11 protein-coding genes are annotated in these 14,094 nt (G+C 56.6%); 8 read left to right on the top strand and 3 right to left on the bottom strand.

Annotated elements, in window-relative coordinates:
* The first annotated feature begins 9 nt into the window (after positions 1-9).
* From rimP to ACWKV9_RS20575, 8 genes are all read left to right on the top strand, one after another.
* Positions 10-468, top strand: coding sequence for a ribosome maturation factor RimP (gene rimP, locus ACWKV9_RS20610; RefSeq protein ID WP_349801220.1), 459 nt, complete (start codon positions 10-12; stop codon positions 466-468).
* 47 nt (positions 469-515) lie between these two features.
* Complete coding sequence (gene nusA, locus ACWKV9_RS20605; protein WP_483837983.1) at positions 516-1,997, top strand: transcription termination factor NusA; 1,482 nt, start codon at positions 516-518, stop codon at positions 1,995-1,997.
* Positions 1,998-2,024: 27 nt separating this feature from the next.
* Positions 2,025-4,568 (top strand): translation initiation factor IF-2, encoded by a 2,544-nt coding sequence (gene infB, locus ACWKV9_RS20600; protein ID WP_483837982.1) that lies wholly within the window; start codon positions 2,025-2,027, stop codon positions 4,566-4,568.
* Between the two features lie 158 nt (positions 4,569-4,726).
* Positions 4,727-5,128: a 30S ribosome-binding factor RbfA gene (rbfA, locus tag ACWKV9_RS20595; protein WP_483837981.1), complete on the top strand. Its 402-nt coding sequence runs from the start codon at positions 4,727-4,729 to the stop codon at positions 5,126-5,128.
* A gap of 3 nt (positions 5,129-5,131) precedes the next feature.
* Positions 5,132-6,049 carry a tRNA pseudouridine(55) synthase TruB gene (gene truB, locus ACWKV9_RS20590; RefSeq protein ID WP_483837980.1) on the top strand — a complete coding sequence of 306 codons (918 nt, stop codon included), beginning with the start codon at positions 5,132-5,134 and terminating at the stop codon, positions 6,047-6,049.
* Between the two features lie 153 nt (positions 6,050-6,202).
* Positions 6,203-6,472 (top strand): 30S ribosomal protein S15, encoded by a 270-nt coding sequence (gene rpsO, locus ACWKV9_RS20585; RefSeq protein WP_483837979.1) that lies wholly within the window; start codon positions 6,203-6,205, stop codon positions 6,470-6,472.
* 173 nt (positions 6,473-6,645) lie between these two features.
* Positions 6,646-8,751 carry a polyribonucleotide nucleotidyltransferase gene (pnp, locus tag ACWKV9_RS20580; protein WP_483837978.1) on the top strand — a complete coding sequence of 702 codons (2,106 nt, stop codon included), beginning with the start codon at positions 6,646-6,648 and terminating at the stop codon, positions 8,749-8,751.
* Positions 8,752-9,048: 297 nt separating this feature from the next.
* Positions 9,049-9,396: a BON domain-containing protein gene (locus ACWKV9_RS20575; RefSeq protein ID WP_483837977.1), complete on the top strand. Its 348-nt coding sequence runs from the start codon at positions 9,049-9,051 to the stop codon at positions 9,394-9,396.
* 276 nt (positions 9,397-9,672) lie between these two features.
* On the opposite strand, the gene ACWKV9_RS20570 is transcribed toward ACWKV9_RS20575, so the two are convergent.
* From ACWKV9_RS20570 to ACWKV9_RS20560, 3 genes are all read right to left on the bottom strand, one after another.
* The gene (locus ACWKV9_RS20570; RefSeq protein WP_483838090.1) at positions 9,673-9,963 is read right to left on the bottom strand and encodes a DUF2845 domain-containing protein; all 291 of its coding nucleotides are present in this window, start codon (positions 9,961-9,963) and stop codon (positions 9,673-9,675) included.
* Positions 9,964-9,990: 27 nt separating this feature from the next.
* Positions 9,991-12,939 carry a DUF748 domain-containing protein gene (locus ACWKV9_RS20565; RefSeq protein ID WP_483837976.1) on the bottom strand — a complete coding sequence of 983 codons (2,949 nt, stop codon included), beginning with the start codon at positions 12,937-12,939 and terminating at the stop codon, positions 9,991-9,993.
* Positions 12,940-13,050: 111 nt separating this feature from the next.
* Positions 13,051-14,067, bottom strand: a complete 1,017-nt coding sequence (locus tag ACWKV9_RS20560) for a class I SAM-dependent rRNA methyltransferase (RefSeq protein WP_483837975.1) — start codon at positions 14,065-14,067, stop codon at positions 13,051-13,053.
* Between the last annotated feature and the right edge of the window lie 27 nt (positions 14,068-14,094).

Here is a 14,094-nt window from a genome sequence, read left to right as displayed (position 1 = left end):
GGGGTTCAGGTGTCGAGCAAGCTAGAACAGTTGCAGGCCTTGTTGGTCCCGGTGGTCGAAGGTCTTGGCTATCAATGTTGGGGGATCGAATACGTCTCCCAGGGCCGACATTCACTGCTGCGTATTTTTATCGATAAAGAAGACGGCGTTCTGGTTGAAGACTGCGCAATTGTCAGTCGCCAGCTCAGCGGCATTCTGGATGTCGAAGATCCGATCAGCGCTGAATATACGCTTGAGGTTTCTTCTCCTGGCATGGATCGCCCACTGTTCACCATCGAACAGTTTGCCTTGCACGCCGGGGCACAAGTGAAGATAAAGCTGCGCTCGCCCTTTGATGGCCGACGCAACTTTCAGGGCCTTCTCCGCGGGGTGGAGGAGCAGGACGTCGTGGTGCAAGTTGAGGACCACGAATACCTGTTGCCGATCGACCAGATCGACAAAGCCAACATTATTCCCACGTTTGACTGAGACGCGGATCCCGCGGATCCAATGGCTTGCGAAAGGCGAGGCGTACGATGAGCAAAGAAGTACTGCTGGTTGTTGAGTCGGTATCCAATGAAAAAGGCGTACCGGCGAGTGTAATTTTCGAAGCGTTGGAGCTGGCTCTGGCCACTGCTACCAAAAAACGTTTCGAAGACGAAGTTGAACTGCGTGTGGAAATCAATCGCCAGACCGGTAACTACGAAACTTTCCGTCGCTGGACGGTCGTCGAAGACGAAGACCTTGATGATCCGGCCTACGAGTTAGCTGTAGATCAGGCCCAAGAGAAAAAGCCTGGCGCGGTGGCTGGCGATCTGATCGAAGAGAAGATCGACTCCATCGAGTTTGGCCGCATCGCTGCACAGACTGCAAAACAGGTCATCGTGCAGAAGGTCCGTGAAGCTGAGCGTGCTCAGGTCGTCGATGCTTATCGTGAACGTCTCAACGAAATCATTTCTGGCACTGTTAAAAAAGTTACACGTGACAATGTCATCGTCGACTTGGGTAACAATGCTGAAGCATTGCTGGCACGTGAAGACATCATCTCGCGGGAAACTTTCCGCGTCGGTGTCCGGGTGCGCGCACTGCTCAAAGAAATCCGCACGGAGAACCGTGGCCCTCAGTTGATCCTGTCGCGTACTGCGCCTGAGATGCTGATCGAGCTGTTCCGGATCGAAGTTCCTGAAATCGCTGAAGGCCTCATCGAAGTGATGGCGGCCTCTCGTGATCCGGGTTCGCGTGCAAAAATCGCCGTTCGCTCCAAGGACAAACGTATCGACCCGCAAGGCGCCTGTATCGGCATGCGCGGTTCTCGCGTTCAGGCTGTATCCGGGGAGTTGGGTGGCGAGCGTGTGGATATCGTGCTGTGGGACGACAACCCGGCACAGTTTGTTATCAACGCAATGTCGCCGGCTGAAGTTGCCGCGATCATCGTTGATGAAGATGCCCATGCCATGGACATCGCTGTAGGCGCAGACAACCTGGCCCAGGCGATTGGCCGTGGTGGTCAGAACGTTCGGTTGGCCAGTCAGTTGACTGGGTGGACGTTGAACGTGATGACCGAATCGGACATCCAGGCTAAGCAACAGGCAGAAACCGGCGACATCTTGCGCAACTTCATCGACGAGCTGGAAGTCGACGAAGATTTGGCACAGGTGCTGGTTGATGAAGGTTTCACCAGCCTGGAAGAAATTGCCTACGTACCCGTGGAAGAGATGCTCAACATCGACGGCTTTGACGAAGATACCGTCAACGAGCTTCGCGCTCGGGCCAAGGATCGTTTGTTGACCAAAGCCATTGCTACAGAGGAAAAGCTGGCAGACGCCCATCCGGCCGAAGACCTACTCTCGCTTGAGGGTATGGACAAGGATTTGGCGATGGAACTGGCGGTGCGCGGCGTAGTTACCCGCGAAGACCTGGCCGAGCAGTCTATTGACGACCTGCTCGACATCGACGGCATTGACGATGATCGTGCCGGCAAGTTGATCATGGCCGCCCGAGCCCATTGGTTCGAGTAATTAGGCGCGGCCTGAGGAGAGAAGTGCATGACGCAAGTCACGGTGAAACAACTGGCCGATGAGGTCAAAACACCGGTAGAGCGCCTGTTGCAGCAGATGCGTGAGGCAGGTCTGCCGCACACCGCCGCCGAGCAAGATGTGACTGATATTGAAAAACAAGCCCTTTTGACTCATTTGAAAAGCGGTCACAAGGCGAAAGTGGAAGAGCCGCGCAAGATCACTTTGCAGCGCAAAACCACTAGCACACTGCGTGTTGCTGGCAGCAAGAGCATCAGTGTTGAAGTACGTAAAAAGAAAGTATTCGTTCAGCGCAGCCCGGAAGAAATCGAAGCCGAGCGCAAGCGTGAGCTGGACGAACGTCGTGCTGTAGAAAATGCCGCACGTCAAAAGGCTGAAGAAGAAGCTCGCGCACGTGTTGACGAAGAAGCGCGTCGCCAGCCTGCTGGTGTTCAGCCGTCTTCTGATGCTGCGGGCGCTGTTGCCGCACCTGCGCCGGAGCCGACGCCTGTCGTTGCTGCTGCGCCTGTTCGCGAAACGCCTGCTGCTGCACCGACGCCTACTCTGGACGTTCGCAAGCGTGAAGAGCAGCGTCGTCCGGACAAACCGCGTGCAGATGACAACAGTCGTCGTGGCGGCGGTGGTGATGGCGAGCGTAAAAACGCTCCTCATCGTGCATCGGTCAAAGAGAAAGCGCCTGCGCCACGTGTTGCGCCACGCACTACCGACGAAGAAAGCGATGGTTTCCGTCGCGGCGGTCGCGGCAAGGCCAAGCTGAAGAAACGCAACGCTCACGGTTTCCAGAGCCCAACCGGCCCTGTTGTGCGCGAAGTGAAGATCGGCGAGACCATCACTGTTGGCGATCTCGCTCAGCAGATGTCGGTCAAGGCTGCTGAAATCATCAAGTTCATGTTCAAGCTGGGCACTCCAGCCACGATCAACCAGGTACTGGATCAGGAAACTGCCCAACTGGTCGCCGAAGAGCTGGGCCACAAAGTGACCCTGGTCAGCGACACCGCTCTGGAAGATTCTCTGGCTGAGTCGTTGAAGTTTGAAGGCGAGACGTTCTCCCGTGCTCCAGTCGTGACCGTTATGGGCCACGTCGACCACGGTAAAACCTCGCTGCTCGACTACATCCGTCGTGCCAAGGTTGCTGCTGGCGAAGCCGGCGGTATCACTCAGCACATCGGTGCTTACCACGTTGAAACCGAGCGTGGCATGGTTACCTTCCTCGATACCCCGGGTCACGCCGCGTTTACCGCAATGCGTGCTCGTGGTGCCAAGGCGACCGATATCGTGATCCTCGTTGTCGCTGCTGACGACGGTGTGATGCCGCAGACCATCGAAGCCGTGCAACATGCCAAGGCGGCCGGTGTTCCGCTGGTCGTTGCAGTGAACAAGATCGACAAGCCAGGCGCAGACCTTGATCGCATCCGCAGTGAGCTTTCGGTTCACGGCGTGACATCTGAAGAGTGGGGCGGTGATACGCCGTTCGTTTCGGTCTCCGCGAAAATGGGTACCGGCGTCGACGCATTGCTCGAAGCTGTTCTGTTGCAGGCAGAGGTTCTGGAACTCACCGCTACGCCGTCGGCCCCTGGTCGTGGTGTTGTGGTTGAATCGCGCCTTGATAAAGGCCGTGGTCCGGTTGCGACTGTGCTGGTTCAGGACGGTACGCTGCGTCAGGGCGACATGGTGCTGGTTGGTTCGAACTATGGCCGCGTTCGCGCCATGCTCGACGAGAACGGCAAGCCTATCAAGGAAGCCGGTCCATCCATCCCGGTCGAGATTCTTGGCCTGGACGGTACACCGGACGCTGGCGACGAGATGAGCGTTGTTGCAGACGAGAAGAAAGCCCGTGAAGTGGCGATGTTCCGTCAAGGCAAGTTCCGCGAAGTTAAACTGGCTCGTGCTCACGCAGGCAAGCTGGAAAACATCTTCGAAAACATGGGTCAGGAAGAGAAGAAGACGCTCAATATCGTCCTCAAATCCGACGTCCGTGGATCGCTGGAAGCTTTGAACGGCGCGTTGAACGGATTGGGCAACGACGAAGTGCAAGTGCGCGTAGTCGGCGGCGGTGTCGGTGGTATCACCGAGAGCGACGCTAACCTGGCGCTGGCTTCGAATGCTGTCTTGTTCGGCTTCAACGTGCGTGCCGATGCTGGCGCTCGCAAGATCGTCGAGCAGGAAGGTCTGGATATGCGTTATTACAACGTGATCTACGACATCATCGAAGACGTCAAGAAAGCCCTCACCGGTATGCTTGGCAGTGACGTCCGGGAGAACATCCTGGGTATCGCTGAAGTTCGCGATGTTTTCCGTTCGCCGAAGTTTGGCGCGATCGCTGGCTGTATGGTTCTTGAAGGTGTTGTTCACCGTAACCGTCCAATCCGCGTACTGCGCGAAGACATCGTTATCTTCGAAGGCGAGCTGGAATCCCTGCGCCGCTTCAAGGATGACGCTTCGGAAGTTCGTGCCGGCATGGAATGCGGTATCGGCGTCAAGAGCTACAACGACGTCAAGGTCGGTGACAAGATCGAAGTCTTCGAGAAGGTCCAAGTGGCTCGCAGCCTCTAATTTGCGAGCTTCAGGAGCGATGGTGAGCGCCGCATGCTTATGCTCGGCGCCCATCATGGACTCTAAACGCAACGCCCGGTCCGGCTTCTGCCAGGCCGGGCGTTTGCCGCTTTCAGACCGCATGGCTTTTGCCATGGGTCAGTGACAGGTAACAAGACATGGCAAAAGAATACAGCCGTACCCAACGTATCGGTGATCAGATGCAGCGTGAGCTGGCGCAGTTGATCCGCCGTGAAATCAAGGACCCCCGCGTAGGGTTGGTCACCATCACCGCGGTCGATGTGAGTCGCGATGTGGGCCACGCCAAGATTTTCATGACCGTCATGGGTCAGGACAGCGCGGAAGAAATCGCTCAGACGATAAAGGTGCTTAACGCAGCAGCAGGTTTCCTGCGTATGCAGTTGGCTCGTGAAATGAAGCTGCGCAGCGTGCCTCAACTGCACTTCCACTACGACGAAAGCGTCGTGCGTGGTGCTCACCTTTCTGCGCTGATCGAGCGTGCGGTGGCCGAAGACGGTCAACATCCGCAGGGCGAAAAGCCAGACGGTTCCGGGGAGTAAGGCGTGGCTCAGGTCAAGCGTATTCGCCGCAACGTCAGCGGGATCATCCTGCTCGACAAGCCGCTGGGTTTTACGTCCAACGCAGCTTTGCAGAAGGTGCGTTGGTTGCTCAATGCCGAAAAGGCTGGCCATACCGGCAGCCTTGATCCTCTGGCCACAGGCGTGCTGCCGTTGTGCTTTGGAGAGGCAACCAAGTTTTCGCAATACCTGCTCGATTCGGACAAGGGTTATGAAACCCTGATGCAGTTGGGGAAAACCACCACCACGGCAGATGCTGAGGGTGAGGTTTTGCAGACGCGTCCGGTAACCGTTGGTCGTACCGAAATCGAAGCGGCGTTGCCCTGTTTTCGTGGACAAATCAGTCAGATACCTCCGATGTACTCCGCCCTCAAGCGTGATGGCCAGCCGTTGTACAAGCTGGCACGTGCGGGGGAAGTGGTGGAGCGCGAGGCGCGTTCTGTTACTATTGCGCGCCTGGAATTACTGGCGTGTGAAGGCGAAACAGCGCGTCTGTCGGTCGACTGCACCAAGGGCACTTATATTCGTACCCTGGTTGAAGACATCGGCGAGCAGCTGGGGTGTGGTGCTTATGTTGCAGAGCTGCGCCGCACGCATGCAGGGCCTTTCGACCTCACCCAGACGGTAACGCTGGAAGAGTTGGAAGCGGTTCACGCCGAAGGTGGCAATGAAGCGGTTGATCGGTTCCTGATGCCATCAGACAGCGGATTGCTGCACTGGCCGCTGCTACAGTTTTCCGAGCACAGTTCGTTTTACTGGTTGCACGGTCAGCCAGTCAGAGCACCGGACGCGCCGCAGTCAGGCATGGTTCGGGTGCAGGATCATGAAGGACGCTTCATCGGAATCGGTGAAGTGAGTGAAGACGGGCGAATCGCGCCGCGTCGATTGATTCGGTCGGAATGACCGGACCCATCGAGACAGGGATTTCCTGGCTCAGTGGTAATGAGGGTGGCTGTTAACAGGCACGGTCACCCCTCACTTTTTAATACGAGAGTTTGCTCTCGGCCTGTTGAAGTCGTTTCTCTGAAACGATTTCCTGATAAAAGGATTGCCCACATGGCACTCAGCGTTGAAGAAAAAGCTCAGATCGTAACCGACTACCAGCAAGCTGTTGGTGATACTGGTTCGCCAGAAGTGCAAGTTGCACTGCTGACCGCCAACATCAACAAACTGCAAGGTCACTTCAAAGCCAACGGTAAAGATCACCACTCTCGTCGTGGTCTGATCCGTATGGTAAACCAGCGTCGCAAGCTGCTGGATTACCTGAAGGGCAAAGAGATCAGCCGTTACGCAGCACTGATCGCGCGTCTGGGTCTGCGTCGCTAATAACGACTCAGGTAGAGGTTGGTTGTCCGTCGCGGGCTCATCGGTTATCGGTGAGCCGGGCGGGCTTCCAGCCTCAAGTTTTATCTGGACTGTCGACGGGTCCGATTCCCGCCGCTGCCCAAGAATTCGCAAGAAACCAGTTCCCCAAAGAGCCACAAAGAAGGTAGGAAACCGTGAACCCGGTAATCAAGAAGTTTCAATTCGGTCAATCGACCGTAACCCTCGAGACAGGCCGCATTGCCCGTCAAGCTTCTGGTGCAGTATTGGTCACCGTTGACGACGACGTCACCGTTCTCGTGACTGTGGTCGGCGCCAAGCATGCAGACGCGAGCAAAGGCTTCTTCCCCCTTTCCGTGCACTACCAAGAAAAAACCTACGCCGCAGGCAAGATCCCAGGCGGTTTCTTCAAGCGTGAAGGCCGTCCTTCCGAAAAAGAAACCCTGACCTCGCGTTTGATCGACCGTCCGATCCGCCCCCTCTTCCCTGAAGGCTTCATGAACGAAGTGCAGGTTGTCTGCACCGTCGTTTCCACCAGCAAAAAAACCGATCCGGACATCGCTGCAATGATCGGTACTTCGGCTGCGTTGGCCATCTCCGGCATTCCGTTCGACGGCCCTATCGGCGCCGCGCGCGTTGCTTTCCACGAAAGCACCGGCTATTTGCTGAACCCGACTTACGAACAACTTAAAGCATCGAGCCTGGACATGGTCGTTGCCGGTACGTCCGAAGCGGTATTGATGGTTGAATCGGAAGCCAAAGAGCTCACCGAAGACCAGATGCTGGGCGCTGTATTGTTTGCCCACGACGAATTCCAATCGGTCATCAAAGCGGTTACCGAGCTGGCTGCTGAAGCCGCCAAGCCTACTTGGGCATGGGCACCGAAGCCTGAAGCGACTGCATTGCTGGGTGCTATCCGTTCCGAGTTCGGCGACGCGATTTCCCAGGCTTACACCATCACCGTCAAGGCTGACCGCTACGCGCGTCTGGGCGAGCTGAAAGACCAGATCGTTGCAAAACTGGCCGTTGAAGAAGGCAGCCCGTCTGCCAGCGAAGTGAAAGCAGCGTTCGGCGAAATCGAATACCGCACCGTTCGCGAAAACATCGTAAACGGCAAGCCACGTATCGACGGTCGCGACACCAAGACCGTGCGTCCGCTGAACATCGAAGTTGGCGTACTGCCGAAGACTCACGGTTCTGCACTGTTCACCCGTGGCGAAACTCAGGCGCTGGTTGTAGCGACCTTGGGTACTGCCCGTGACGCTCAGCTGCTCGACACCCTTGAAGGCGAGCGTAAAGACCCGTTCATGCTGCACTACAACTTCCCTCCGTTCTCGGTGGGCGAGTGTGGTCGCATGGGCGGTGCTGGTCGTCGTGAAATCGGTCACGGCCGCCTGGCTCGTCGTTCGGTTCAGGCGATGCTGCCTGCTGCTGACGTGTTCCCGTACACCATTCGTGTGGTGTCGGAAATCACTGAGTCCAACGGTTCGAGCTCCATGGCTTCGGTCTGCGGCGCTTCCCTGGCCCTGATGGACGCTGGCGTTCCAATGAAGGCGCCGGTCGCCGGTATCGCCATGGGCCTGGTTAAAGAAGGCGAGAAGTTCGCCATCCTGACCGACATCCTTGGTGACGAAGACCACCTCGGCGACATGGACTTCAAAGTAGCGGGTACTGCCAAAGGCGTTACCGCGCTGCAGATGGACATCAAGATCAAAGGCATCACCGAAGAAATCATGGAGATCGCTCTGGGCCAAGCCCTGGAAGCGCGCCTGAACATCCTCGGTCAGATGAACCAGATCATCGGCACGTCGCGTACCGAGCTGTCGGAAAATGCTCCGACCATGATCGCAATGAAGATCGACACCGACAAAATCCGTGATGTTATCGGTAAAGGCGGCGCGACCATCCGTGCTATCTGCGAAGAAACCAAAGCTTCGATCGACATCGAAGACGACGGCTCGATCAAGATCTTCGGCGAAACCAAAGAAGCAGCTGAAGCAGCACGTCAGCGCGTTCTGGGCATCACTGCCGAAGCCGAGATCGGCAAAATCTACGTCGGTAAGGTTGAGCGCATCGTCGACTTCGGCGCATTCGTCAACATCCTGCCTGGCAAAGACGGCCTGGTTCACATCTCAATGCTGAGCGATGCTCGGGTCGAGAAAGTGACCGACGTGTTGCAAGAAGGTCAGGAAGTTGAAGTTCTGGTGCTGGACGTGGACAACCGCGGCCGTATCAAGCTGTCGATCAAAGACGTAGCAGCAGCGAAAGCCTCAGGCGTTTAATCGCACCTGGCTTTACCTGTCGTTGAAAAGGACCCCTCGGGGTCCTTTTTTTATGAGCGCTTTTAAGGAGTTACGTGGCTAACGCGCGTATCCACGCTTGTCAGAACATGCATCTTGCAATCGGAACTTTGTGTAAACGGGCAATCTGCACGACTGTCGACGCCAGCTAAAAATATAAGCCATTGAAATATATAGGTTTTAATCGTATCACTGCGTTGGCACACCGCTTGCGATATATACCGTAACCCTGCAGCGATACGCTTGCTGCAGATTCTGAGAAAAACAGGAGTTACTCGTATGAAGAAGTTCGCTATCGCTGCTGCTACCGCTGCTCTGACTCTGACTATGGCCAACGTTGCCCTGGCTGAGACTTCTACTAAAGCGCCGATGGTGGTTGCTGCAAACGAAGTCGCCAAAACCAAAGAAGCTACTTCTGACACTTGGATCACCACCAAAGTTAAATCTGATCTGCTGACTGAAAAAGGCATTCCAGGTTCTGACATCAAGGTAGAAACCAACAAAGGCGTGGTTTCCCTGTCGTCGACCGTTGCTATCACAGAAGCTCAGAAGACTACTGCTGTAGCCATCACCAAGAAAATCAAAGGCGTCAAAGCTGTTTCGGCTGACGGCCTGAAAGCTGAGTAATCAGCTCCCAGATATGAAATGACCATGGAAAACGTCAGTCGGTGCTCATGACGAGCGCTGACTGAACGATTGAAGGTTCATGCGAAAGACCACAAGGACGTGGTCATTACAGGCCTCGGCGATTACGTCGGGGCCTGTTCTATTGTGGGTTCGGAAACTCTGTAGGAGCGCGCTTGCCCGCGATTGCGGTTTCTGACAAGCCTGCATCGACACCAAACCTATCGCGGGCAAGCGCGCTCCTACAAATTGTGCAACGCGTACAAATCCTGCAGGGCTTCACTTACCGCGCTTGCTGTCGATCAACACCAGCCGGCCACCCTCGAATCTCAGATACTGATACATGCCGTTGTTAGGTCCGTAGATCCATTCCTGAACCTGAACCTGATCCACCTGACGGAAGTGATTGACCGTCTCTTTGTAGCCAATCACGTCCTGGCTCACGGGCTGGCCGCATTTCTGCTGCACCTCGAACATACGGTCACCCACGCTGATCAGCTGACTGCCGCAACGCAACGTTCCTGCCTGAGCCAGTGCCGACAGCACCGATAGACCAAGTCCAACCCAAATCCCCGCTCGCACGTTCTTCAAATGCCGTTACTCGCTGTCCAGATGCAGTGGGCTAATGACGCGCCCGTCTTTTTCGGCCTGACCCAGACTGGCGTCGACGAAATACACGCGATCATCCGCCAATTGGCCTTTGTCGACCAGATAGTCCTTGATGCTGCTGGCGCGCGATTGTCCCAATTGACGAAGCAATAAAGCGCTGGAGCTCCAGGATTTAAGTACCGCTTCACGCATCTTGCCCTGGCGTTCTTCCTTGCCCAGATCAACCCATTCGGCGGGCGGTTGCTGTTTAAGGCGCGTGCGGTAAATGCCTTCGAGCATCGGTGGCTTCTCGCTGTCAGGCACTTGCAGATCGCTCGCTTGGGCGGGCACTTTATCGCCGCGACGCTGGAGGATCTTGTAGTACGTGCTCTGGTATTCGCGTTCCAGGCGCTGCTGGGCAATCAACGGACCGTCACTGGATTCAGCGCTGGTGCCCTCAATCTCCAGGCGCAATGCCGGACGCTCCTTGAGCGCCGCCGACAGCTTGTCGAGGGATGCTTGGGCTTCCCCGCTCAATTCATCCGAACCCGCTGCGAACGATACGGTACCGAGGTCTTGCGAGCCGCCCCCACTGACCAGCCCACCGATGAACTTGAACGGTGCGGTCGCCGCACGTACCACCAGATTGCGCAGGGTCTGCCACACAATCGGCATTACGCTGAACTGCGGATTGTTCAGGTCGCCCGAGACCGGCAGTTCGATGGAAATCTTGCCGTCGGAATCCTTGAGCAATGCGATGGCGAGTTTGAGCGGCAAACTGACTGCATCAGGGCTATCAACCTTCTCGCCCAACTGCAGCTGTTCCAGCACTACCTTGTTCTCTGCCTTGAGCTGACCTTTGGTGATCAGGTAATGCAGATCGAGATTCAGCCGGCCCTTGCGAATGCGATAGCCCGCAAACTTGCCGGAGTAAGGCGTCAGATTGGTCAGCTCGACGCGTTTGAAGCTGGTGGCGATGTCGAGACTCGCCAGTGGATCAAACGGGTTGAGCGCGCCCTTGATGGTCACTGGCGCGTAACGGTCGACCTTGCCATTGATGTTGACGCTGGCAGGTTTGTTCTGACGATTATCGAGGGTGCCGATCTTGCCATTGAGCTGCTGAACAGCGGTGGCAAAGTTGGGCGTCAGGCTGAAGTCTGCGAAGTTGGCAGAGCCGTTGTTGATGTTCACTTCACCGATGCGAATGCCCATGGGCTTTTCGTTACTGGCTGCTTTGGTTTTTGCGGCAGCGGCATTGGTACTGCTGTCCGCTGGCTGCGGTACCAGGAGGTCATTGATGTTGGTGGTGCGATCGTCAGCAATGATGAAGCGCGCGTAAGGCTGCTCAAGATTGACCTGAGCGATGGTCAGGCTGTCGCCGAGCTGGAAATTCAGGCCTTCAAGATTCAGTTGCTGCCAGCGAACGAAGTCTCGGGATTTGAGCGTATCCAGGGTGTGGAGTTGATCAACCTGGACCTTGCCGGTCACACCCAATGCCAAAGGCTCGGTGCTTTTCAGGTCAACGGCAAGATCGGTGTTGAGCATGCCGCTGCGCACTTCCAGGCGAATGAACGGCGTGACGTAGGCCTGGGCTACTCGCAGATCGATATCACGCGTGGTGACATTGAGCTTGGCGCGAACGGGAGCAAGATTGACCTCACCTTCGGCGGTCAGCTTGCCCTGCTTGCCAAGCCCGGTGTCGAGCTTGAGGTTAAAGGGCGATTTGTTGAGGCTGTCGAAATTCTGCACGTCTAGGTTCAACGGCCCGAGGTCTATCTCTACCGGTTCTTTCGGCACTCGGTCCGCTAAATGCACCTTGTAGTCGCGAAGTTGAACATCGCGCAGCAGGACCTGCCACGGTTTGCTCGGGGCAGCAGCAATTTCGGCTTTCTTGGCTTCGGTTCCCGATGCGGCAGCTGGCTCTTTTTTCGCCGCTTCACTGGCTTTGGCAGGCTGACTGGCGAAGAGTTTTTGCCAGTCGAGTTGACCGTCGGCTTCTCGCGCCGCCCAAGTCTCAAGACCGTTGCTGCGGATCTTGCCGACCGTGACCAACTGCTTGGCCAGATCAATAGACGTGTCGCTCACCTCGAGCTTTTTCAGGCGCACCAGCGGACGGCCGTCTGGCGCATTGATCCCGAACGGCGCGACGCTTAGAGAGGTGTTATCCAGCAACAGCTCGGTTTCTTTTGCCAGGCTGAGCTTGTAGTGAGTGTTGAGATTGAGGATGCCGTCCTGCAACGCCAGTGGCAGCGCGTCCCGAACGTAGGGCCACCAGACTTTCATCTGGCCGTCGGTAACTTTGAGTGTGCCTTCGGAGGTGATCGGCACCAGACTGATGCGCCCGACCCAGTCAATCTGGCCGCCCGCAGGGCCAGCCGCGACCAGGGTCATGTCGGCGTTGTCTTCAGGCAAAGTGCTGAGGTTTTTCAGCTCGAAATCCAGGGCGTCGTAAAGGAACTCGATTGGCTCACTCGGGCGCAAGTCCTGAAAGTGCACGTAACCGCTGGCCAGTTTGATTTCGCCGATGCGCAGCGGGAACGGCTTACTTGGGGGCTCGTCTGGCTTGGCAGGTTCGCTCGGCGGCAGTTTGAACAATTGCGCCAGATTGAGTTTGCCGTCTTTGGCAAACAGCAGTTCGGTCTTGGGCTTGTCCAGCTCCACCTTTTTCAAGTGCAGAGCGCGGGTCCACAAGCTGTCGATCTGAAGGTTCGCGTACAAGCGCTCGAAGCCGACGTCTTCCTTGCCAGGTGCGCCGATGTTCAAGCCCCACAACGTGACCTCAAGGCTATAGGGATTGAGTTCCAGTCGGTCGAGTTTCGCCGGAACGGTGGAGTAGTTCGCCAACTGTTGGTTGATCACCCGCAATGCAATACCGGGCAAAATCAAAAACCCCAGCAAACTGTAGATTGCGAAAACGGCCAGCAAAGCGCCAATGGCGCGTTTCAATCCTTTGGGCATGTGGGGCGTCGACTCTCTTTATAGGAGGTCCTTGGAGTATGGCACGCCAATCTGGTTCCGAAATCGGTTGTTACAGAGGCTGTAGGAAGATTCCTAAATACCTGCGGGATGTCAGAACTGCAAGATCAGCGTTTTCAACGGCGGCTGTTGGTCCATCGACGGGAAGTCCGCGCCAGGGGTCAATACCTGGGATTCACGCACGGGGCGGCCGACTTTTGTGGCGCAACGCAGCACTTGATCGCGCCAGTCTTCCAGGCTGACCTTCGCCAGATTGTTGCAGCAGATCAGAACGCCATCTCCGGCCGTGGTCAAAATGGCTGGCTTGAGCAGGCTTTGATAATCACGCAGCAAATCAACGGTACCAAAAGCGCTCTTGGCCCACGCTGGGGGATCGAGCAGTACCAAATCGTATTGGCGCTGTTCCAGACGAGGGTAATCCGGCAGCTTGTGGCCGCGACGTGCGGCAACTGGCAACCCGGCTAACTGGCGGATGGCGGGGAAGTAATCGGACTGGATGAACTCCATCGCTTTGAGCTGCGGGTTCAGCAGGCCGTTCTCTCGCCCGACGGCCAGATTGCCTTCGGCGAAATCCAGATTGCAGACTTCACTGGCGCCGCCCGCTGCTGCGCTTAAACCGACGCCGCAGGTATAGGCGAACAGGTTGAGCACGCTTTTACCGGCGCTGTGATCCTTGACCCAACCCCGGGCATTGCGCAGGTCCAGAAACAGCAACGGGTCTTGCCCGGCATGCCGCCCACGCACTCGATAGTTCAAGCCCCATTCATGGCCGATCATGTCCTCCAGCGCTATGTCATCGGCCTTGTACACCGCGTCATTGCGGTCGATGCGCGAATTGCCTTGGGAGCGGTCGTTATAGACCAGCAATGTTTCCAGGCCCAGTTGACTGTTCACCAGTGCGTGCGCCGCCAGAAGGGATTCGCGATCAAGGCTGTTATGAAAGCTCTGGATCAGCAACTGCGGGCCGTAGCGATCGATGGTCAGGCCGCTGGCGCCTTCTTGGCTGCCATGGAACAGGCGATAGCAATCGGTGCCTTGAGCGTGCAGTTCAGTCAGCAGCGATTGGCGATTATGGAGGGCGACGCGAAGCGCCTGATTCAGCGAAGACATGCACGGCGCCTTGGTATCGGAATGAGG

It is taken from the genome of Pseudomonas corni (assembly GCF_057128765.1).
Note: the sequence above shows the minus strand (reverse complement) of the source record. Positions and strands in the feature narration are given on the sequence as shown.

What these genes read in the sequence shown, in the direction of transcription:
- ACWKV9_RS20575 (WP_483837977.1), top strand. Translation starts at nt 9,049, where the DNA reads ATGAAGAAGTTCGCTATCGCTGCTGCTACCGCTGCTCTGACTCTGACT.
- ACWKV9_RS20560 (WP_483837975.1), bottom strand. Translation starts at nt 14,067, where the DNA reads ATGTCTTCGCTGAATCAGGCGCTTCGCGTCGCCCTCCATAATCGCCAA.
- infB (WP_483837982.1), top strand. Translation starts at nt 2,025, where the DNA reads ATGACGCAAGTCACGGTGAAACAACTGGCCGATGAGGTCAAAACACCG.
- nusA (WP_483837983.1), top strand. Translation starts at nt 516, where the DNA reads ATGAGCAAAGAAGTACTGCTGGTTGTTGAGTCGGTATCCAATGAAAAA.
- rpsO (WP_483837979.1), top strand. Translation starts at nt 6,203, where the DNA reads ATGGCACTCAGCGTTGAAGAAAAAGCTCAGATCGTAACCGACTACCAG.
- ACWKV9_RS20565 (WP_483837976.1), bottom strand. Translation starts at nt 12,939, where the DNA reads ATGCCCAAAGGATTGAAACGCGCCATTGGCGCTTTGCTGGCCGTTTTC.
- rbfA (WP_483837981.1), top strand. Translation starts at nt 4,727, where the DNA reads ATGGCAAAAGAATACAGCCGTACCCAACGTATCGGTGATCAGATGCAG.